We start from the raw sequence: 21,193 nt of genomic DNA, 5'->3' as shown, positions 1-21,193 counted from the left end.
AACATGACAACATTGCATTTTTCAGGCTTCCCGCGCGTCGGTGCCTTCCGCGAATTGAAATTCGCACAAGAAAAATACTGGCGCAAAGAAATCAGCGAGCAAGAATTGCTGGCTGTTGCTAAAGACTTGCGCGAGAAAAACTGGAAACACCAAGCTGCTGCCAACGCTGATTACGTTGCTGTAGGCGATTTCACTTTCTACGACCACATCCTCGACCTGCAAGTTGCCACCGGTGCCATCCCTGCCCGCTTCGGCTTCGACAGCCAAAACCTGTCTTTGGAACAATTCTTCCAACTGGCCCGCGGTAACAAAGACCAATTCGCTATCGAAATGACCAAATGGTTCGACACCAACTACCACTACTTGGTGCCTGAATTCCACGCCGATACCGAATTCAAAGCCAACGCCAAACACTACGTTCAACAACTGCAAGAAGCCCAAGCTTTGGGCCTGAAAGCCAAACCGACCATCGTCGGCCCATTGACTTTCCTGTGGGTAGGTAAAGAAAAAGGCGCTGTCGAATTCGACCGTCTGAGCCTGTTGCCTAAACTGTTGCCTGTTTACGTTGAAATCCTGAACGCTTTGGTTGAGGCCGGTGCCGAATGGATTCAAATCGACGAGCCTGCTTTGGCTGTCGACCTGCCTAAAGAATGGGTGGAAGCCTACAAAGACGTTTACGCCACTTTGAGCAAAGTAAACGCCAAAATCCTGTTGAGCACTTACTTCGGTTCCGTTGCCGAACACGCTGCTTTGCTGAAATCCCTGCCTGTTGACGGCCTGCACATCGACTTGGTACGCGCTCCTGAGCAACTGGACGCATTTGCCGACTACGACAAAGTTCTGTCTGCCGGCGTTATCGACGGCCGCAACATTTGGCGTGCCAACCTGAACAAAGTTTTGGAAACTGTCGAGCCTCTGCAAGCCAAACTGGGCGACCGTTTGTGGATTTCCAGCTCTTGCTCCCTGCTGCACACTCCATTTGACTTGTCAGTTGAAGAAAAACTGAAAGCCAACAAACCTGACCTGTACTCTTGGTTGGCATTCACCCTGCAAAAAACCCAAGAATTGCGCGTTCTGAAAGCCGCATTGAACGAAGGCCGTGACTCTGTTGCCGAAGAACTGGCCGCCAGCCAAGCTGCTGCCGACTCCCGTGCAAACAGCAGCGAAATCCACCGTGCAGACGTTGCCAAACGCCTGGCCGATTTGCCTGCCAACGCAGACCAACGCAAATCTCCATTTGCCGACCGTATCAAAGCGCAACAAGCATGGTTGAACCTGCCTCTGCTGCCGACGACCAACATCGGTTCTTTCCCGCAAACTACCGAAATCCGCCAAGCACGCGCAGCCTTCAAAAAAGGCGAACTGTCTGCCGCCGATTACGAAGCCGCGATGAAAAAAGAAATCGCCTTGGTGGTTGAAGAGCAAGAAAAACTGGACTTGGACGTACTGGTACACGGCGAAGCCGAGCGTAACGACATGGTTGAATACTTCGGCGAATTGTTGAGCGGTTTTGCATTCACCCAATACGGCTGGGTACAAAGCTACGGCTCACGCTGCGTTAAACCACCTATCATCTTCGGTGACGTAAGCCGTCCTGAAGCCATGACCGTGGCTTGGTCTACTTACGCACAAAGCCTGACCAAACGCCCGATGAAAGGTATGTTGACCGGCCCTGTTACCATTCTGCAATGGTCTTTCGTCCGCAATGATATTCCTCGCTCTACCGTGTGCAAACAAATCGCACTGGCTCTGAACGACGAAGTATTGGATCTGGAAAAAGCCGGCATCAAAGTCATCCAAATTGACGAACCTGCCATCCGCGAAGGTCTGCCTTTGAAACGTGCCGATTGGGATGCTTACCTGAACTGGGCCGGCGAATCTTTCCGCCTGTCCTCTACCGGTTGCGAAGACAGCACTCAAATCCACACTCATATGTGCTACTCCGAGTTCAACGACATCCTGCCGGCCATCGCTGCTATGGATGCTGACGTGATTACCATTGAGACTTCACGTTCCGACATGGAACTCTTGACCGCGTTCGGCGAATTCAAATACCCGAACGACATCGGCCCGGGCGTTTACGACATCCACAGCCCACGTGTACCGACTGAAGCTGAAGTTGAGCACCTATTGCGCAAAGCCATCGAGGTTGTACCGGTTGAACGTCTGTGGGTGAACCCGGACTGTGGCCTGAAAACCCGTGGCTGGAAAGAAACTCTGGAACAACTCCAAGTGATGATGAACGTAACCCACAAACTGCGTGCCGAACTGGCTAAATAATGTGAGTTAGATGAAAAGGCCGTCTGAAAATTTTCAGACGGCCTTTTTTTATTTATCAATATTTAAACCATAAAGATTACGGCTTCAACAGCTTACAAAATCCCTGTCGTTGTATGATGTTCTTCCACTCCTGATGTATACACGTTCTGAGTATGGTGATACACAGTCTCTTTAGTCGTTTCGACAATATGGTTGGCTTCCGAAAGAACATCGCTCAATGTCACTTTACTGCCGGTCGTATTCACTTTTTTCAGTGCCGCGCCATTATGGCTATTGCCTTCAGAATACGTGTTGATGTCATTTTCAAAGCGCAGCCATGAATCATACAACTTGCCTTTAATGTCCGTCAGGATTTTGTTGTTGGCCACATTTAAAGATGCTTTGCCCTTAGGGTTGGTACTATGTACGTCTATCAAAGCATCATTCAAATCACCGCCAAGTTTCAATGTATTATTGGTGATGTTGTACTCTTTGGCATTACTTTTCAAATAAGCAAATTCGACATAGCCGGCAGATTCTTCACGCACGGAAATTTTGTTGTTGTGAATTGTCACCGCACCATGCATAGCGACATTGCCATGGTGTTCTTCCACATAAACCGGTACCGCGCCTTTCATAATCTTGCCGATATCGGCATCATTGCCGCTGATGGTAATGGTACCGCTGCCCATGCCGTTTTTAGATAAAACACGGTCGTAGGTATCGTTGATGACGGCAATCAGATATTTGGTGGATTCACCACTGATCTTGTTGTTTGCCATATTGAGCGTGTAATCCATTTTGCTTTCATGGTTACGGAACTCAATCGCGTAAGTCTGAATATTGTTTTGATAAACCGTCAGATTTTTAATGACATTATCGCTAATATCGAAATAGCCTTTGTCAGCCGAGTGCAAATCTCTGTATTGGGTATTGGTTTGTACCTGAATCCCTGAATACATGTGGTAGTACTTACCCAAGTCATCATCAACATTCAAACGGAAGCTTGGGTCTTGGATAATGGTATTGCCGGTAATTTTGACTTTATCCATAGAAAACTGGCGGTTGTAGGCAACAATACCATATAGCCGGTCACCCGTTAACACATTGTTTTCAATGACAATGCCTGTGCCATCGTGCACATCCAAACCCTTGCGGTAGTTGTGGTCGGTTGTGTTTTTACGGTATGTGATGCCGTAATTGTAGCTGCCGGCAGCCACAGCCATACCGTAGCCTGTCCCGCCATCCGCTTCGTGGCCGTTCCAATCCAAACGGTTGCCCTCGCCGATAAAGTTTTGTTGGAAACCAATCAGCGCACCGGCAACGCGGTTGTGGTGTAGATACGAATCGACAATACGGTTGTTCTCACCCAAAGGCAGCGCTTCGTATTTTTCATCAATTTCGCCGCTTTGCACGCGCTCTTTAAAGGTCAGCTTATGGCCTTTTTCCGTTTCCAAAGAAGCGGTCGAGGTAAACATCACACCAGCACGGTTGGCACCGGAAACCTCTACTTTACTGATTAAAGTATTGTCCGCATCGTTGACCAAAATACCGTTTACCTTGCCAAAATAGCTTAAGCCTTTGCGGTAAAAATCAGGGTTGGTATATTGAACCGACAAATCGGCAATGGTTTTATTGTTTTGCCCATCGATCAAGATACCGGCAAATTCGCGGATATCGTCATGGTTGGTGTCCGGATTGAATTCGCCTGTTTGCGCCTTATCAAACGTTACTTTGGTTTTGCCCATCCCCGAACCAAACAAGCCGCGCGCGCCGGAGACGGTTTTATCCATCACAATCTGATTGGAAATATAGTAAGTACCATCCAAGAAAACCATGGCCTTTTCTTTGTGTGCCGCCTCTAAAGCTGCTTTAAATGCCTGAAGGCTGTCTTTTTTACCCTGCGCATCGGCACCAAAATCATTCACACGAACGTAATTGCCATACTCTTTGGATTCATACACGCGGTATTTTCCGGATAGTCCTATCCTGCCTTCGGCATGATCGTCAATTTTGTTTGCTTTACCCGAACTGAGGTGTCCGTCGTGACTATTGATTGCTTTTTTGCCGGAAGAAACGCCCGCTATTTTGTCATGGCCGTCTGAATCCTTCAGATTCTTTTTATGGACAATCTCAACGGTTTCTTTTTCTTCGGCAACTCTGTCTTCCGCCTCTTTTTCTTTGCGTGCGGCTTCGAGTTTGGCTTTACGCTCTGCAACCGCTTTTTCGACTGCCGCTTTATGCGCTTCTTTTGCGCGCTCTACAGCCTTTGCTTTGGCTGCGGCAGCCTCGGCTATTTTTTTTGCTTTGGCTTCTTCGTAAACTTTTTGCCTTTCAGCCAGGACTTTTTCCATCGATTGATTAACCGGTTCTTTTGAAACAACGTGTTTGCTCGCCACTTTAGGCGCAATGGTATGTTTACTGGAAACGCTGCTTACAGAAGCAACGCTGGCCCGTGTAACATGCATTTTGGTCACAAGGCCGTCTGAAGATGATGAAGAACTATCAAATCTTGCTGCCTCCGCCACATGCACTACTTCTCTCGTTACCGTATTTTTACCGCTTAATTGCTTAAGCTCAGGAGAAACCGACGGCATATCCCCCCAATTGTGGGTGTATATCCATTCTTTTAGAGGAGAAGATGATTTGGAATTTGCTTCAGGTGTAGATGAGCCGTGACGAATATGGGTACGGCCAAGAGGAGCAAGTTTATGTGACATAATCAGCGTATTTCCTTGTATCGAATATCGCCTTTCCCACCGCACAAGCGTGCAACAAAAAAGCCGATTGATTAAAGAGGTAAGACGGATTCTGTCGTAACAGCAATTGCCTGTATAAAGGCCAAACTGAAGTTGGCCACTTTGAGAAACTCGGCAGCGTTTCCCCTTCTGCCGGTTTTCTGATTGGAAACGGTCATGGTGTTCAGACAGAACCCTTGGATGACTTATATAGGCGATCTGTCCGCGTACCATGTGTCCGGTTATTTTTGACGGAAATGTATCAGAGTCCCTTTTTAATTGATTAGTTCATCCAAAGTTAAGTTATTTTTGATTTTTATAGCAAAATAAAAATAGTTTTATCTTGCATCGTTTTCCTTTTTGACTTGACAGAGTGAATCCCACGAAGCCCAAAAGGAGGGAAATTCTAACACGATATGTTTTTAGCATTCCCCATTTAACTAAATTTACAAAATATACAGAATAAATATCTATAACTGTTTTTAACTTCTTCTAAAAATCAATAAAATTCGATATTTCCAATGTGTATTTTTACAACATGACTGTGCATTATATACCGATTATCTAAAAATACTACCGCTTGTTTAAAAAATTTAGCATTTTATTATCGCTTTCCCCATCAAAAAACCAATAAAAAAAGGCCGTCTGAAAAAATATTTCAGACGGCCTTTTATATTCACTGCGTTCTACTTAACAAACTTCGACCAACCAGCCGTGTTTGTCTTCTGTCAAACCGTATTGAATGTCCGTAATTGCCTTACGGATTGCATAACCGCGCTCTTGGCTCTTCACTTCGATTTCTTTGCCGTCAATCACAAAAGAAGTTACCGGAGAAATAACCGCAGCCGTACCGGTCAGAATCGCTTCCGCACCATTCTCAATCGCAGCTTTCAGCTCATCGACAGTAAAGTTGCGCTCGGTAACGGTGTAGCCCAAATCTTTGGCAACAGTCAGTACGGAATCGCGGGTAACGCCGTGCAAGAATTCGTCGGTCAACGGTTTGGTAATGATTTCATCGCCGTTAATCAGGATAAAGTTAGACGCGCCGGTTTCCTGAACGTCACCATTCGGGCAGAACAATACTTGGTTTGCACCGTGCTCTGCTTTGGCTTTCAATACCCAAGGCATGGCGGAAGCGTAGTTGCCGCCGCATTTCACGCGGCCCATATGAGGGGCGCAACGGATATGTTCGGTTTCCACCAAGATTTTAACGGGCGAACCGGCTTTGAAATAGTCGCCGACAGGAGAAGCCAAAATGTACAGCAAGGCTGTTTCGGAAGGAGAACCGGCTTTACCGATCACAGGGTCGGTACCGATCAAAGTCGGACGCAGGTACAAAGCGGCAGGCGCATCAGGGATTTCCTCGGCGGAGCGTTTGACCAATTCGATCAAAGCATTCAAATAAGCCTCTGTTTCAGGACGCGGCAGGTGCAGAATATCTGCGCTTTGCTGCATACGCGCGATGTTGGCGGTCGGGCGGAACATCACGATTTTGCCGTTTGCCTGACGGAATGCCTTCAAACCTTCAAAACATTCGCTGCCGTAATGCAGGGCGTGTGCGCCCGGGGCGAGTGTCAGGTCTTTGGAAGATTGCCATTCTACCGGTTGCCATTTACCTTCACGATAAGCGATAATGGGCATTTCAGCGTGGAAAACGCTGCCGAATACGGCTGGGACTGGTCTGCTCATGATGATTGCCTTTCTTATTCTGATTTGTAAGATAATAACTAAAGACTGAACAATACGCCTTTCAATATGGGTTTGACAAGTACCCGTCAGCATTAAAGGCACTCTTCCCATGCCGTCTGAAACATGCCGTCCTATCCGAAATCCGGCAAATCGTTTAAACTGATACCATTTTTCAGACGGCCTGCACCAACCGCGGCCCACCCGGAGCAACCCATGAAACTCATCTATACCATCATCAAAATCCTGATTCTTCTTGTTTTCCTCCTGCTGGCCATCACCAATACCCACACCGTATCCTTCTTCTACCTGCCCGGCCAAAACGTCAATCTGCCGCTGATTGTCGTGCTTTTCGGCGCCTTTATTATCGGCATCGTGTTCGGTATGTTTGCCCTCTTCGGCCGTCTGCTGACCCTGCGCAGCGAAAACAACCGCCTGCGTGCCGAAGTGAAAAAATACGCCCACCTTTCCGAAAAAGACCTGACTGCGGTCAAAACCGAAACACCGGCAACGGCTTCCGACACCGCTCCCAAAGCGTAATGCCACCAATCAATAAAGGAATACCATGGACAACGAATTGTGGGTCATCTTACTGCCCATCGTCCTCCTCCCCGTTTTCTTCGCTATGGGCTGGTTTGCCGCGCGCGTCGATATGAAGACCGTCCTGAAACAGGCCAAAAGCATACCGGCAGGCTTTTACAAAAGCCTTGACGCCCTCGTTGACCGCAACAGCGGCCGCGCCGCGCGCGAATTGGCGGAAGTGATCGACCAGCAGCCGCAGTCATACGACTTAAACCTGACTTTGGGCAAGCTCTACCGCCAACGCGGCGAAAACGACAAAGCCATCAATATGCACCGCGCCCTGCTCGATTCGCCCGACACCGTCAACGAAAAACGCGCGCGCGTGCTTTTTGAATTGGCGCAAAACTACCAAAGCGCAGGCTTGGTGGACCGTGCCGAACAAATCTTCCTCGGCTTGCAGGAAGGCGACATGGCACGCGAAGCCCGCCAACACCTTTTGAGTATTTACCAGCAAGACCGCGACTGGGAAAAAGCCATCGAGATGGCACAGCTCTTGAGTCATGACGAACAAACCTACCAGTTTGAAATCGCCCAGTTTTATTGCGAAATCGCCCAAGCCGCGCTGTTCAAATCCAACTTCGACACCGCACGCTACAACATCGGCAAAGCACTCGAAGCCAACAAAAAATGTACGCGCGCCAACATCATTCTCGGCGACATTGAATACCGTCAGGGCAACTTCCCTGCCGCAGTGGAAGCGTATTCCGCCATCGAGCAGCAAAACCACGCCTATTTGAGCATGGTCGGCGAGAAACTCTATGAAGCCTATGCCGCGCAAGGCAAGCAGGAAGAAGGCCTCAACCGCCTTATCGGCTATATGCAAACCTTCCCCGATCTCGACCTGATCAACGTCATCTACGAGAAGGCCCTGTTGCTCAAAGGTGAAACCGAAGCGGCGCAAATCGCTGTCGAACTCGTCCGCCAAAAACCCGACCTCAACGGCGTGTACCGCCTGCTTGGCTTGAAACTCAGCAGTATGAATCCGGAGTGGAAAGCCGATACCGATATGATTCGTTCCATTATCGGCCGCCAGCTGCAAAAAAGCGTTATGTACCGCTGCCGCAACTGCCACTTCAAATCCCAAGTCTTCTTCTGGCACTGCCCTGCCTGCAACAAATGGCAAACCTTTACGCCAAATAAAATCGAGATTTAATAAAGCGTTAAGCATCAAAAAAGGCCGTCTGAAATCTTTTCAGACGGCCTTTTTATTACAAAGCAAAATATCAAAGCGGTTCAAAACACATCCTTACACACCAGCAATATCTGCTCAACACCGCTACTCTGCCCATGCCAACGCCGCTACAATCTGAGCCTCAATATCGGCATTAAACTCGCCGGCACGGTACGCATCGCGCAATTCCGTGCGCCGGGTTTCATCTGCCGCAATTTGGTTCAACACCACTTGTGGAAACTCGTTAAACACAGGCCCAGCCTCTTCATGCCCCATCAAAAACAGCGCAGGGATTTTTTGATTGGCGCGGACGATTTCCTGTTGGCGCGGATTCTCAAAACGGCTGCTGTCGTCAAAATCGTTGCGGGCAATATAGTTGACGCGGATATTGGGGTTCAACTCCGCCATTTTTTGAATAAACGGCACAAACACGCGGCAATCAGGGCAATATGGTGCAGCGGCAAGCAGCCAGTTTTGCGGACGGCTGATCTTTTTAACCGCCGCTACCGTTTGCGCCGACAGCTCAGTTGCCTGATAGAGCTGCTGCTGTTTCAATTTGTCTTCTTCGGTATCAAAATCCAAATATTCTGTATAAGTGGCCATGCTTTACTCCTGTTCTGTTGTATTGTTTTTCCCTGCAGCGCTGTTCAAAAGCGGAACAAGCAGATTGACGACAAGGTTTTCAAATAGTGGCTCTTCAAGCGGCGCTTCGTCCGAATGACCAAACACCAGCTTCACTTCGGTATATTCTTTCTGCCCTTTGCTCATTTTATTGCCGTTAAAAACATCATGGGCTTTTCTCAAGGCGGCATCCCAATCCTCTTTTTTGCCGTACTCCTCCGCCGCGGCAAGGCTGGTTTTGGCGAAAAACGGCAAGGGGGTATTTTGTCCGATTCGGAAATATACCAACCATTCTTTCAAAAGCTCTCTCGCGGCCTCTTGCCCGATGGCGGCATAGGTTTCGGTCTGTCCCAGGCTGACAATATAGGTTTGTCGGTTGGCAACGGATTGAGGGGCGACGGCACAAAAAATCAAATGCTCCAATAAACGGGCAATGCGGTTGGGCGCATTGTCTTTTTGGTTTTGGAACACAATGCGTCCGCATTCGTAAAGATTGCCGATGGTGCCTTGTACAACCAAGTCGTCAAAGTGTAATTCATAAGGTTCAGACGGCCTTTTGTCACTGCGTATCAGCTCGGCATCTACGTTTTTCGCAGATATCTGATACTGCTTCTGCCACAAGCCGCCCAACTCGCCTACCGGCATCAGGCTTTCTGCATTCAGCCGAATGGCCGTATCTTCAAAATCTTCCCCTTTGCGCCGCGCATCCAAATAGGCATCGGCAATCCGGCCTTCATGTTGCGGCTCAAACGGTTCGGCAGATTCCCAGGCGCCGTCCAAATACGGCTGATCCCAGCTTAAATTTCTCTTCAGCCAAACTTTGACAGGGTTGCGCCAAAAACTGATAAGCTCGCCCTGCTGAATGGTTTTGCCCGGTTCTTCCTGACTTAAAGCCTCAAGGAAAAACGGCTGCGCTTCCGCAGGCGGTTGGTTCAGCGCATCGGCGTAATCTTGGCGCGTGCTGAAGAGGCCGTCTGAAAGCGCGTCCTTTTGGAAATAACGGCGCGAAAACGCCTGCAAAGGATGATGTTTCACCCATTTCTCCGACAACTCACGCCCGCTTTTCCCCGTCATGGCGGCAATGGTATCCAGCAGCTCGCTGATTAACGAAGACGGCGCAAACTCGGCATCATTGCGTATATCGCGGCCGATATAAGACAAATACAGCATTTCGCGTGCGCTGATTAAGGCTTCGAGGAAGAGATAACGGTCGTCGTCGCGGCGGGCGCGGTCGCCTTTTTTCGGATGTTTGGCAATCAGGTCGAACACCGCCGCTTTGGTATTGCGCGGAAAATCGCCGTCATTCAAACCCAGCAGGCAAACCATTTTAAACGGCAGGCTGCGCATCGGCACCATACTGCAAAAAGTGATGCCGCCGCTCAAAAATCCGGCTTGGCTTTCACTGTCCAAAAAACGGCGGATATGGCGGATAACGGTTTTACACGGCAACAATCCGTCAAATTCGGCCAACTGCGCCTCTTCCTGCCATTTCGCCAAAGACTGCTCAAACTGCTGCTTGGCGTATTGGTCGTCCGTATCCGGGGCAAACAGTTTCTCCAGCAAATCGCGGCAACGCTGCACCCAGCCTTCCACATCGGCAGGCTCTTGCCATTGCGCCGCCATATCGGCCAAAGTACGGATAAATTCAGCAAAACCGCTGAACACGTCCAACTGGTTGACGTTGCTATGCCACGCGCTCACGCCCTGCCACATACCGTGGCCGCCTTCGGGCAGCATCCAGCCCAAGGCCAAACGCTCTACCGCCTGCTGCCAAGTAAAGAGGTTGTCTTTACCCTCGCGCATGGTTTGGTCCAAACCCCAATGCACATTCAATCCGGCAACAGCCTCATGCAGCAGCGGCACATCTTCCTCGCTCAAACCGAAGCGTTGCAGTACCAACCGGCTTTCCAGCAAAGGTAAAACCTTGTCCACTTCAAACCGGCTCTCCAGCAAGTCCAAAGTTTGCGCCAAAGCATACAGCAAGGGCTGACGGCGGCTGAGTTTCACATCCGAAATCGAATACGGCAAAGCCTGACTGCCTGCCTGCTCCTGTCCAAAAACGGCTTCGATAAACGGACTGTAGGGCTCGATGTTCGGCGTCAAAACGGCAATATCGTGCGGCTGCCAGTCGGGATTATTTTGCAACACCAGCGACAGCTCTTCTTTCAAAATCTGCAGTTCGCGCAAAGGGCTGTGGGCCGCGACGATTTTAACGGAGCCGTCATTCAACAGTTTATCCGACTCAACACACACCGGATTGCCGTCCGCATCGTGAACCTGAACCCAAGCCTGCTGCGCGCCTGCCTCGCCTTCTTCCTGTTGATATAAGCGTTCAGACGGCGGCATGATCAAGTTTTGGATATCGTTTTGCAGGCAATGCAACAAGGTATCGTCTTTTCCTTCTTCATAAACCTGAATATCCTGCTCGGTTTCCACTTCCGCCAGAAAATCAAAGAAATCGCGTCCCTGCTTGCCCAAAGAAGCCAACAGCGGATGCCCTGCTTGCGACAAATCCGCCTCATCGCCCCTTTTCAAAATCTGCGCCTCGTCGATGACCTCGCCCCAATACTGGCTGCTCGGGTTGAGCGCAAACACAAACACATCGCAATGCTTGGAAATTTGGTGCAGCAGTTGCAGATACATCGGCGCCATTGTTGAAATACCGAATACGAACAACCTTTGCGGCAAGACCGATTTATCCAACTGCGCCAACAACTTTTCCCACAAGGCCACGCGGTGCGGCGCAGATTGGCTGCCATCGTCCAAATAACGCCACAGCCGCGCCTGCCAATCCTCATCATCGCCCAAACCCAGCAGCTTCCCAGCCTGCCACGCATCAATCCAATCCGGCCGGTACACCAAATATTGGTCGAAAATATCCGCCATTTGTCCGGCAAGCTGATAATCCGCCGATGCCGAGCTGTGCAAATAACTTTCCAGCTTCAGGCGCACGTTTTCGTATTCCGGGGCCGTCTGAAACGCTTCGCTGCGGAACAAATCCAGCAAACGCCAACGCATGACCTCAGGCGAAAACGGGCTGAGCGGCGGCACATCGGGAACCAATTTACGCATCAGCTGCCACGCCAGACCGGCCGGCAGGCTGAACTTCAAATTCGCCGCCACGCCGAGTTTGCGCGCAAAAAACACATTCAGATACCGCCGCATCCCCTGGCTCTGCACCACCACTTCTTCCGGTGCCAATACCGCATCCAAAGGCAAGGCCTGATGAATATGCGCGCACATTTCGGCAAGCGCTTCCAAACGGTCGGACTGATAAAGATAAAACATAGCAGACAATCTAAAAAACAATTGCCCACATTATAATGCCATTAGGACAAATGCTTCAGCAGAAGCGGCAAACAAAAACACAGGCCGTCTGAAACACATCGCTTCAGACGGCCTAAAACAAATCCATCGGCGGCCAATTATTAATTATTTATCGACCCCCTGTACAAACCGGCTTCTCCTATCCTATAATTCCCCCACATTCGGAATGTAGCGCAGCCCGGTAGCGCACTTCGTTCGGGACGAAGGGGTCGGAGGTTCGAATCCTCTCATTCCGACCAAATACAAAACCTGCTTGAATCCAAGCAGGTTTTTTTACATTCGGCAAGCCTATACTTCCGGCGGCGGGAAAGGCGCGCCTTCGGGATGTTTGTAGCGGTTGTACATAAACAAATATTGTTCCGGAAAACGGCGTATCCAATATTCGGTATTTTCATTGATCACGCGCGCATCGTTCTCCTTATCGCCGTTCAACTCGCCGCGCAATGGCTCGATGTGCAAGACAAAGCCTTTCCCGTCGGGCAGACGCTCGCCGCAGAAAAACAAAGCCTTCACGCCTTTGACTTGCGCCAGCTTGCCCGCCAACGTCATGGTGTAGGCAGGTTTGCCGAAAAAGTCCACCCACACGCCGTCGCCGCCTTCTTCCGGAGACGGCACATGGTCCGGCAACACAATGGTCGCTTCTCCGCCGCGCAGGGCCTTGATGATTTGTTTGACGCCCTGAATGCTGGTCGGCGCAGTCTTGCCCTTGCCGCGCACACGCCCTGCCTGCATCACCGCATCAAAAGCCTTGATTTTAGGCGGTTTGTACATCGCCGTCAGCGGAAACGGCAGCTGCTGGCTGATGTAGCGGCCCGCCAAATCATAGCTGCCGATGTGCGGCGTGATAAACAGCAAACCTTCGCCCGCACTCAAGGCCGTCTGAACATGCTCCCAACCGTTGACACTGACAAACAGGTTTTCAATTTCCTCAGGCCGTCTGAAAAACGCCACCGGCAATTCCAAGCCGCCTTTTGCCGTTTCACGGAAAACTTTTTTCACTGCCTCGTCCGTCGGGTTCAATCCGGCAAGTTTCATGTTTTCAAAAACACGCCGGCGATCTTTCGACAGCACGCGGAAACCCAAACTACCCAGCAGGTTGCCTAATTTGTGCAACCAAGCCAAAGGCAGCGCGGCCAAAAATTTAAAAACAAAGGTAACAAGCGTTTGCATAAGGTTTTACCAAAATGAAGTGGACAGATTGTAAACGAAACAGGCCGTCTGAACAAAACAGACTTCGGGCAAATATATTGCGGCACACCTGCTTTTCTGCTACTATCCGCGCTGCATTAAGAGTTGGGAATTCCATGCCAACCTGCTTTTCAAACGGAAAGGTAAGGTGGACGGTTGAAAAACCGATGTGGCTCGCCAGAGCAATCCAAACCCGCTTAATGCGGGAATTTTTTTGCCTGTAAGAAACGCGCAACAGGATTCCGAAACAGCAGGCAAGTGCGAATGTTTCTCACTTGTATAGAGAAAAAGCGGAGTTTTTGTTATGATTTCCGCTGTCCGAAATAAAAGGCCGTCTGAAAACACAGCAGCCTGTTTTTAATGAAAGAATAGCAATGAGCGAATATCTGTTTACTTCCGAATCGGTATCCGAAGGCCATCCGGATAAAGTTGCCGACCAAGTGTCCGATGCGATTTTGGATGCCATCTTGGCGCAAGACCCCAAAGCACGTGTCGCCGCTGAAACCTTGGTCAACACAGGCTTGTGCGTATTGGCAGGCGAAATTACTACCACCGCCCAAGTGGACTATATCAAAGTCGCACGCGAAACCATCAAACGCATCGGCTACAACTCGTCCGAGCTGGGCTTTGACGCCAACGGCTGCGCGGTTGGCGTGTACTACGACCAACAATCCCCCGACATCGCCCAAGGCGTGAACGAAGGCGAAGGCATCGACTTGAACCAAGGCGCGGGCGACCAAGGTTTGATGTTCGGCTATGCCTGCGACGAAACCCCGACCCTGATGCCGTTTGCCATCTATTACAGCCACCGCCTGATGCAACGCCAAAGCGAATTGCGCAAAGACGGCCGCCTGCCTTGGCTGCGTCCTGATGCCAAAGCGCAGCTGACCGTGGTTTACGACAGCGAAACCGGCAAAGTAAAACGCATCGACACCGTCGTCCTGTCCACCCAACACGATCCGTCTATCGGCTACGAAGAGCTGAAAAATGCCGTGATCGAACACATCATCAAACCGGTTCTGCCGTCTGAAATGCTGACTGATGAAACCAAATACCTGATCAACCCGACCGGCCGCTTCGTCATCGGCGGCCCTCAAGGCGACTGCGGTTTGACCGGCCGTAAAATCATCGTCGATACCTACGGCGGCGCAGCTCCGCACGGCGGCGGCGCATTCTCCGGCAAAGACCCGTCCAAAGTGGACCGTTCCGCCGCCTACGCCTGCCGCTATGTTGCGAAAAATATCGTTGCCGCCGGTTTGGCAACCCAATGCCAAATCCAAGTTTCCTACGCCATCGGCGTTGCCGAACCGACTTCGATTTCCATCGACACTTTCGGCACCGGCAAAATCAGCGAAGAAAAACTGATTGCTTTAGTTCGCGAACATTTCGACCTGCGTCCTAAAGGCATCGTCCAAATGCTCGACCTGCTGCGCCCGATTTACAGCAAATCCGCCGCATACGGCCACTTCGGCCGCGAAGAGCCTGAGTTTACTTGGGAGCGTACCGACAAAGCAGCCGCATTGAAAGCAGCCTCAGGCGTATAAAAAGCATGGAGGTCGTCTGAACGGGAGTTTCAGACGGCCTTTTTTACATCTAAATATTCAAACCTTTTTACGAACGACACATCGTATTTTCACAAAACAGCGTAACAAATTTTGGATTGCTATGCTGTCTTTGTGAATCTACATAAATAAAATTGAAAGAATACATCATGAAAAAATGGCTGCTGGCTGTTTTGCCTGCCACCGCACTGGCTGCTCCGCCTCAAGGCTTTTATCAAAATTACCAAGACTGGGACATTGCCTGCGACAATACCGGCACCTGCCGTCTTGCGGGATATCAGGCGGATGAAACAGAAACGCCGGTTTCCATCTTGTTAACCCGAAAAGCGGGGGCGAACTCCGCCGTGGCCGGCGAAGTTTCCCTACTGCCATTTAATGACGATGACGCACAACTCGCCAGCATTGCAACCCGCAACGAATTGGTATTGAACGGCAAATCACTGGGCAAATTAGCGCTGAACAAAACAGGCCAAGGCAAATTGAGCAGCGCGCAAACCAATGCCTTGCTCGAAGCATTGAAAAAAGAAAGCCAAATCAGCATCCGCTCTGGAAAATATGAATGGCATTTGTCCGACAAAGGCGCGGCGGCAGCAATGTTGAAAGCGGACGAATTCCAAGGTCGTCTGAACACGCCTTCCGCGCTGATACGCAAAGGCAACAGCAGTCAGACAGTCCTCAGCCCGCAGCCTAAGCCCGTCATCCGCGCCGTTGCCGTACCGAAAACAGCAGGCGATATACTGGAACAAGACACACCGCGCCACAACGCCGTCATGAAGCTGCTGCGCAACAGCAACCGCGTTTCCGAAGGCGACGATAATTACTGTTACGCCCTGCACAATAAAGAGCAAATGGATTGGAACCGCAACCTGTATGTCCATCCGCTCAACGATCGTCAGGTGTTGATTTCGGCCATCTGTATCGGCGGTGCTTATCAAACCAGCGGCTACTATGCCATTGCCGATAAAGAGTTGACCAAAATCGAACAAGTGCTGCCGCCGATGGTATACGGCGGGCACGGCGGATTCGACGAGAAAACAGCCACCCTCAGCGGTAGCTTCAAAGGCCGCGGCATAGGCGACTGCTGGACAAGCAATGCGGCGGTGTGGGACGGTAAAACGTTTGTCCGCAGTGAGGAACACACCACCGGTTCATGTAAAGGCTTCACGGGAGGCGCATGGTTGATGCCTGTTTTTGAAGCCCGTGTTGAGCGTTAAAAGACACGGAATATTTACGATAGGAAGCAAAGGCCGTCTCAAAATTCCCGTTTTCAGACGGCCTTTTTCCTTATACAATAGCCACTTGAATTTCTATATACATTCTGAATAAAGGATACGGATTATGTTCGGCAAACAACTTTTTGAAGAAGTCAGCTCCAAAATCAGCGAAACCATCGCCAACAGCCCTGCCAAAGACATGGAAAAAAACGTTAAAGCCATGCTCGGCAGCGCATTCAGCCGCATGGATTTGGTAACCCGAGAAGAATTCGACATCCAACAACAAGTTTTAATTAAAACCCGTACCAAGCTGGCCGAATTGGAAGCCCGTTTGGCCAAACTCGAAGCCGCCCAAGAGCCTGAAGAAGCTGCTTTAAAAGCTGCCGAAGAAGCTGCCGAAGAAGCGGTTGCCGAAATCGTACAACAAACCGAAGCCGCCGAATAAGGCCGTCTGAAACATGTCGCTTGCTTTGGTTTACAGCCGCGCCTTAAGCGGTATGAACGCGCCGTTGGTCGAAGTGGAAGCCCACCTTGCCAACGGCTTGCCACATTTCAATATCGTCGGTTTGCCCGATACTGAAGTCAAAGAAAGCCGCGACCGCGTGCGTGCCGCCATCATCCAAAGCGGCTTCGACTTCCCCGCCAAGAAAATTACCGTCAACCTCGCACCGGCCGACCTCCCCAAAGAATCCGGCCGTTTCGATTTACCGATTGCCTTGGGCATTCTTGCCGCATCGGGACAAATTAATCCTGAAAAGCTCGCGCAATATGAGTTTGCCGGAGAATTGGCGCTGTCCGGGCTGCTGCGTCCCGTACGCGGCGCGCTGGCCATGGCATGGCAGGGCATGCAGGCGGGACGTTCTTTCGTCTTGCCGCAAGAAAATGCCGAACAGGCTGCCGTCATGCGCGGTATCGCGGTTTATGGAGCGCGTTCTTTAGGCGAAGTGGCCGCACATTTAAACGGTATCGAACCGTTGACACAAACCGAATGCAAACTGCCACAAAGGCCGCCTGAACAAAGTAAAATACCCGACTTAGCTGATGTCAAAGGCCAACATACCGCCCGCCTCGCCTTGGAAATCGCCGCGGCAGGCGGACACAGCCTACTGATGATGGGCCCTCCGGGAACGGGCAAATCCATGCTTTCGCAACGTTTGCCCGGTATCCTTCCGCCTTTGACCGAAGACGAATTGGTCGAAGTCTGGGCATTGCGTTCGCTCCTGCCCAATCATCAGCAACAACTCGACAGCAACCGCCCTTTCCGCAGCCCCCACCACAGCGCCAGCTCGGCCGCCATGGTCGGCGGCGGTTCCGACCCGCGTCCGGGTGAAATTTCATTGGCGCACCATGGTGTGTTGTTTTTAGACGAATTGCCCGAGTTTGACCGTAAAGTATTGGAAGTATTGCGCGAACCTTTGGAAAACGGCGAAATCCATATTTCCCGCGCCGCACGCCAAGCCGTTTATCCGGCTAAGTTCCAGCTCGTCGCCGCCATGAATCCCTGTCCTTGCGGCTATCTCGGTCATCCGTCCAAACCTTGCCGCTGCACGCCTGAAAGCATCGCCCGTTATCGAAGCAAAATTTCAGGACCATTACTCGACCGCATTGATTTAACCATCGAAGTACCCAGCCTTTCCGCCGCCGAGCTGATGCAACAAGAAGCCGGCGAATCCAGTGCCGCCGTATTAAAACGCGTTACCGCCGCGCGTAAAATCCAATACGGCCGACAAGGCAAGGTTAATGCCGAATTGAGTGTCAGCGAACTCGATGGCAAAGCCCGTATCCAAAAAGAAGCGCAAGAAGCCTTGGGAACCATGCTCGAAAAACTGTCCCTATCCGCACGAAGCTTCCACCGCATCATGCGCGTCGCCCGTACGCTGGCCGATTTGGCAGGCGACGAAGAAGTCAGTAAAACCCATGTGATGAAAGCCATCGGCTTCCGTCGCGCCCTCTAACTTTTCAGACGGCCTGAATCTTTATGTTTAAGTAAAACTAGAGTAAACAAAGCATCAGGATTTTGCCGTCCATAACGGTTATTGATAAAATATCGAATTCAAACTCAGACAGTCTCCCTTCAGGCCGTCTGAATCCATTATTACAAGGTAAGTCATGAAAAAATCTACACAATATGGCAAAGGCTTGGCCGGTTTCTTTTTCGGCCTGATACTGGCAACAGGTATTATTGCCGGTATTTTGTTCTTCCTGAACCAAGGCAACCAAAACGTTTTCAAAGAGCTGACCCAGCCTAAACAAAGTGAAGAACCTGAAATCCTGAAACCTCAAGACAAAGCAGAGAAACGCCCTGCCACCGACAATTCGTCCAGCCAAGCAGATGAAGAAAAAGCCAAAGCTGAAAAAGAAGCGGCGGAAAAAGAAGCCAAAGCAAAAGAAGCGGCTGAAAAGACTGCCAAAGAAGCTGAAGAGAAAGCGGCACAAGCAGAAAAAGAGGCTCAGGAAAAAGCCGATCGCGAGGCCAAAGAAAAAGCGGATAAAGCTGAAGCAGAAAAAGCCGAACGCGAAGCCAAAGAAAAAGCTGAAAAAGCCGCTGCCGATAAAGCCGAACGCGAAGCCAAAGAAAGAGCAGACAAAACTGCCGCCGACAAAGCCGAACGTGAAGCCAAAGAAAAAGCCGCAAAAGCGGAAGCAGAAGCCGCCAAGAAAAAACTGGCCGAGAAAAAAGCCGAATTAGAAAAAAAACGCGCAGAAAAAGCCAAAGCTGAAAAAGAAGCTGCTGATAAAACTGCAAAAGACAAAAAAGCGGCCGACCAACTGACCGACAAACAAAAAGAGCGTGCCGAGCGCAAATTGGCTGAGAAAAAAGCGGCCGAAGCCAAAAAACAAAACAAGCCGACACCTGAGCAAATCCTCAACAGCGGCAGCATCGAAAAAGCACGTAAAGCAGCAAATGCCTCTGCAACAAAAGAAAGCAGCAACGCCGCTGGCAAACAATCGGCAGAAAAAGCCGAAGCAGCTGCCAACAGCGGTAAAAAGGCATTCCTGCAACTTGGTTCATATGCAGACCGCTCCAGCGCAGATTCACAACGTGCGAAATTGGCTATTTTAGGTGTGTCTTCCAAAGTGGTTGAGTCGCAAAACGGCGACAAAACCATTTATCGAGTTCAAAGTAACACCATGCCGCAGGAAGCCGCTGTGAAACTGCAAAAAAACCTGCAAGGCCATAATATCAACAGCTTGATTCGTTCTACCAAATAATGGAATCACTGATGAAGCAGCGTATGAAACAAACTATTGCCGCACTCAGCCTGAGCCTGCTCAGTTTGAGTGCGCAGGCTGCTACTGAAGGCGTGGACTATACCGTTCTTAGTCGCCCTATCCCGCAGCAGCAAGCCGGAAAAATTGAAGTGCTAGAATTTTTCGGCTACTTCTGCGTCCATTGTTACCATCTCGATCCGGTTTTGTTGCAACACAGCAAAACCTTCACCAAAGATGTTTCCTTACGGACAGAGCACGTCGTTTGGATGCCCGAAATGTTGGGCTTGGCCAAGGTAGCCGCTGCCGTCAATCTTTCAGGTTTGAAATATCAGGCCAATCCAGTCATCTTCAAAGCCGTTTACGAACAGAAGATTAACTTGGCTGATGCAAATGTATTCCGCACATGGGTCGGTAAACAGACGAGTTTTGACAGTCAAAAACTGCTTCAAGCCTACAACAACCCTGCCGCCACATCGGCTGCTGCAAAAATGCAGCAATTGACGGAAACTTATCGAATTGAAAACACACCAACTGTCATTGTCGGTGGCAAATACAAAGTCAATTTCAACGGTAGCGACTGGAAAGCCGGTATGAAAACCATAGACGAGCTCATCATTAAAGTCCGCCGCGAACAATCCTCAAAACCACTTTAACTATTCAACAAAAGAAAGACGGCCTCAAGGCCGTCTGAAAACTTATGGACATTCTGATTTTATTTAAAGCACTTATTCTCGGTATCATCGAAGGTTTAACCGAGTTCCTCCCTATTTCAAGTACCGGCCACTTGATTGTATTCGGCGACTTGATGAATTTCCAAAGCAACGGAAAAGTATTCGAAATCGCCATCCAGCTCGGTGCCGTATTAGCCGTTGTATTCGAATATCGCCAACGATTTACCCATATCATAAAAGGACTAGGCAAAGAGCAAACAGCCAATCGCTTTGTGCTGAATTTATTTATCGCGTTCATCCCCGCTGCGATTGTCGGCCTCTTATTCAGTAAACAAATTAAATTGCATCTTTTCAACCCGATTACCGTTGCTACCATGCTAATATTGGGCGGCTTCTTCATTTTATGGGTTGAAAAACGCCAAACAACAGCCAAACCTAAAGTCAACCATGTCGATGATATGCGCCCAATTGACGCATTTGTTGTAGGATGCGCCCAAATTTGTGCCCTTATCCCTGGGACATCACGTTCAGGCAGTACCATCATGGGCGGTATGCTGTGGGGATTAGAACGTAAAACAGCTACTGAATTTTCATTCTTCCTTGCTGTACCAATGATGATTGCGGCAACAGGTTACGACATCTTAAAAAACTATAAACTCTTTACCTTACAAGATGTCGGACAAATTGCCATCGGTTTTATCGCAGCATTTATCGCCGGTTTATTAGCAGTAAAAGCTTTGCTGAAATTTGTTTCCAGTAAAAACTATGTTCCTTTTGCCTACTACCGCATCGTATTCGGTGGTCTGATTCTCCTTACTTGGATGCTAGGCATAGTCAGCTGGAGCGAATAATCGCTCCCTTCATTCTCCTCAAAGGACGTGCCCGCGCACGTCCTTTTTACTTTCCTATCTCCATTCCACCCTATTGTCACCCCATAAAAGGCTTACACTCCGCATCATTA

The 21,193-nt window shown here is 49.9% G+C and carries 15 protein-coding genes, 1 tRNA gene and 1 riboswitch; of the genes, 11 read left to right on the top strand and 5 right to left on the bottom strand.

Translation table 11 applies throughout. The features are described from left to right. The first annotated feature begins 3 nt into the window (after nt 1-3). Nucleotides 4-2,280, top strand: coding sequence for a 5-methyltetrahydropteroyltriglutamate--homocysteine S-methyltransferase (gene metE, locus HMPREF2711_RS08635; protein WP_003745555.1), 2,277 nt, complete (start codon nt 4-6; stop codon nt 2,278-2,280). Nucleotides 2,281-2,372: 92 nt separating this feature from the next. On the opposite strand, the gene HMPREF2711_RS08630 is transcribed toward metE, so the two are convergent. Both HMPREF2711_RS08630 and ilvE read right to left on the bottom strand, forming a co-directional pair. Then, nucleotides 2,373-4,979 (bottom strand): right-handed parallel beta-helix repeat-containing protein, encoded by a 2,607-nt coding sequence (locus HMPREF2711_RS08630; RefSeq protein ID WP_168162760.1) that lies wholly within the window; start codon nt 4,977-4,979, stop codon nt 2,373-2,375. A gap of 708 nt (nt 4,980-5,687) precedes the next feature. Further along, nucleotides 5,688-6,686 (bottom strand): branched-chain-amino-acid transaminase, encoded by a 999-nt coding sequence (ilvE, locus tag HMPREF2711_RS08625; protein WP_070615995.1) that lies wholly within the window; start codon nt 6,684-6,686, stop codon nt 5,688-5,690. Between the two features lie 213 nt (nt 6,687-6,899). Between ilvE and HMPREF2711_RS08620 the strand changes: the two genes are divergently transcribed. Together HMPREF2711_RS08620 and lapB are read left to right on the top strand one after the other, a co-directional pair. After that, nucleotides 6,900-7,223, top strand: a complete 324-nt coding sequence (locus HMPREF2711_RS08620; RefSeq protein WP_003745549.1) for a LapA family protein — start codon at nt 6,900-6,902, stop codon at nt 7,221-7,223. A 25-nt stretch (nt 7,224-7,248) separates the two neighbouring features. Further along, on the top strand, nt 7,249-8,418 hold the full coding sequence (lapB, locus tag HMPREF2711_RS08615) for a lipopolysaccharide assembly protein LapB (RefSeq protein WP_003745547.1): 1,170 nt from the start codon (nt 7,249-7,251) through the stop codon (nt 8,416-8,418). 123 nt (nt 8,419-8,541) lie between these two features. Here the strand turns inward: lapB and HMPREF2711_RS08610 are convergent, their stop codons facing one another. Then, the gene (locus HMPREF2711_RS08610) at nt 8,542-9,039 is read right to left on the bottom strand and encodes a thioredoxin family protein (RefSeq protein ID WP_003745546.1); all 498 of its coding nucleotides are present in this window, start codon (nt 9,037-9,039) and stop codon (nt 8,542-8,544) included. Between the two features lie 3 nt (nt 9,040-9,042). Continuing rightward, the gene (gene recC / locus HMPREF2711_RS08605) at nt 9,043-12,345 is read right to left on the bottom strand and encodes an exodeoxyribonuclease V subunit gamma (RefSeq protein ID WP_070615993.1); all 3,303 of its coding nucleotides are present in this window, start codon (nt 12,343-12,345) and stop codon (nt 9,043-9,045) included. Between the two features lie 201 nt (nt 12,346-12,546). Between recC and HMPREF2711_RS08600 the strand changes: the two genes are divergently transcribed. After that, nucleotides 12,547-12,623: transfer RNA gene (locus tag HMPREF2711_RS08600), tRNA-Pro, on the top strand. A gap of 49 nt (nt 12,624-12,672) precedes the next feature. Here HMPREF2711_RS08600 and HMPREF2711_RS08595 read toward each other — a convergent pair. Next, nucleotides 12,673-13,554: a lysophospholipid acyltransferase family protein gene (locus HMPREF2711_RS08595; RefSeq protein ID WP_003745542.1), complete on the bottom strand. Its 882-nt coding sequence runs from the start codon at nt 13,552-13,554 to the stop codon at nt 12,673-12,675. Between the two features lie 108 nt (nt 13,555-13,662). Further along, nucleotides 13,663-13,773, top strand: a riboswitch (SAM-I-IV-variant riboswitch). 173 nt (nt 13,774-13,946) lie between these two features. Here HMPREF2711_RS08595 and metK point away from each other — a divergent pair. The 7 genes from metK to HMPREF2711_RS08560 all read left to right on the top strand — a co-directional run bounded on the left by metK (nt 13,947) and on the right by HMPREF2711_RS08560 (nt 21,083). Beyond that, a complete protein-coding gene (gene metK / locus HMPREF2711_RS08590) occupies nt 13,947-15,116 on the top strand; it encodes a methionine adenosyltransferase (RefSeq protein WP_003745540.1) in 1,170 nt (389 codons plus the stop codon). A gap of 167 nt (nt 15,117-15,283) precedes the next feature. Next, the gene (locus HMPREF2711_RS08585) at nt 15,284-16,348 is read left to right on the top strand and encodes a DUF1176 domain-containing protein (protein ID WP_070615991.1); all 1,065 of its coding nucleotides are present in this window, start codon (nt 15,284-15,286) and stop codon (nt 16,346-16,348) included. A 124-nt stretch (nt 16,349-16,472) separates the two neighbouring features. After that, a complete protein-coding gene (locus tag HMPREF2711_RS08580; protein ID WP_003745535.1) occupies nt 16,473-16,793 on the top strand; it encodes an accessory factor UbiK family protein in 321 nt (106 codons plus the stop codon). 13 nt (nt 16,794-16,806) lie between these two features. Then, nucleotides 16,807-18,303, top strand: a complete 1,497-nt coding sequence (locus HMPREF2711_RS08575; protein WP_003745532.1) for a YifB family Mg chelatase-like AAA ATPase — start codon at nt 16,807-16,809, stop codon at nt 18,301-18,303. 154 nt (nt 18,304-18,457) lie between these two features. Further along, on the top strand, nt 18,458-19,561 hold the full coding sequence (locus tag HMPREF2711_RS08570; RefSeq protein WP_070615989.1) for an SPOR domain-containing protein: 1,104 nt from the start codon (nt 18,458-18,460) through the stop codon (nt 19,559-19,561). A gap of 11 nt (nt 19,562-19,572) precedes the next feature. Beyond that, a complete protein-coding gene (locus tag HMPREF2711_RS08565; protein WP_003745530.1) occupies nt 19,573-20,214 on the top strand; it encodes a thiol:disulfide interchange protein DsbA/DsbL in 642 nt (213 codons plus the stop codon). Between the two features lie 44 nt (nt 20,215-20,258). Further along, nucleotides 20,259-21,083, top strand: coding sequence for an undecaprenyl-diphosphate phosphatase (locus HMPREF2711_RS08560; RefSeq protein WP_003745528.1), 825 nt, complete (start codon nt 20,259-20,261; stop codon nt 21,081-21,083). The last annotated feature ends 110 nt before the right edge of the window (nt 21,084-21,193 follow it).

This window comes from Neisseria sp. HMSC070A01 (assembly GCF_001810165.1).
GTDB lineage: Bacteria > Pseudomonadota > Gammaproteobacteria > Burkholderiales > Neisseriaceae > Neisseria.
Note: the sequence above shows the minus strand (reverse complement) of the source record. Positions and strands in the feature narration are given on the sequence as shown.

What these genes read in the sequence shown, in the direction of transcription:
- HMPREF2711_RS08570 (WP_070615989.1), top strand. Translation starts at nt 18,458, where the DNA reads ATGAAAAAATCTACACAATATGGCAAAGGCTTGGCCGGTTTCTTTTTC.
- recC (WP_070615993.1), bottom strand. Translation starts at nt 12,345, where the DNA reads ATGTTTTATCTTTATCAGTCCGACCGTTTGGAAGCGCTTGCCGAAATG.
- HMPREF2711_RS08565 (WP_003745530.1), top strand. Translation starts at nt 19,573, where the DNA reads ATGAAGCAGCGTATGAAACAAACTATTGCCGCACTCAGCCTGAGCCTG.
- HMPREF2711_RS08630 (WP_168162760.1), bottom strand. Translation starts at nt 4,979, where the DNA reads ATGTCACATAAACTTGCTCCTCTTGGCCGTACCCATATTCGTCACGGC.
- ilvE (WP_070615995.1), bottom strand. Translation starts at nt 6,686, where the DNA reads ATGAGCAGACCAGTCCCAGCCGTATTCGGCAGCGTTTTCCACGCTGAA.
- HMPREF2711_RS08585 (WP_070615991.1), top strand. Translation starts at nt 15,284, where the DNA reads ATGAAAAAATGGCTGCTGGCTGTTTTGCCTGCCACCGCACTGGCTGCT.
- lapB (WP_003745547.1), top strand. Translation starts at nt 7,249, where the DNA reads ATGGACAACGAATTGTGGGTCATCTTACTGCCCATCGTCCTCCTCCCC.
- metK (WP_003745540.1), top strand. Translation starts at nt 13,947, where the DNA reads ATGAGCGAATATCTGTTTACTTCCGAATCGGTATCCGAAGGCCATCCG.
- HMPREF2711_RS08575 (WP_003745532.1), top strand. Translation starts at nt 16,807, where the DNA reads ATGTCGCTTGCTTTGGTTTACAGCCGCGCCTTAAGCGGTATGAACGCG.
- HMPREF2711_RS08610 (WP_003745546.1), bottom strand. Translation starts at nt 9,039, where the DNA reads ATGGCCACTTATACAGAATATTTGGATTTTGATACCGAAGAAGACAAA.
- HMPREF2711_RS08595 (WP_003745542.1), bottom strand. Translation starts at nt 13,554, where the DNA reads ATGCAAACGCTTGTTACCTTTGTTTTTAAATTTTTGGCCGCGCTGCCT.
- HMPREF2711_RS08580 (WP_003745535.1), top strand. Translation starts at nt 16,473, where the DNA reads ATGTTCGGCAAACAACTTTTTGAAGAAGTCAGCTCCAAAATCAGCGAA.
- HMPREF2711_RS08560 (WP_003745528.1), top strand. Translation starts at nt 20,259, where the DNA reads ATGGACATTCTGATTTTATTTAAAGCACTTATTCTCGGTATCATCGAA.
- metE (WP_003745555.1), top strand. Translation starts at nt 4, where the DNA reads ATGACAACATTGCATTTTTCAGGCTTCCCGCGCGTCGGTGCCTTCCGC.
- HMPREF2711_RS08620 (WP_003745549.1), top strand. Translation starts at nt 6,900, where the DNA reads ATGAAACTCATCTATACCATCATCAAAATCCTGATTCTTCTTGTTTTC.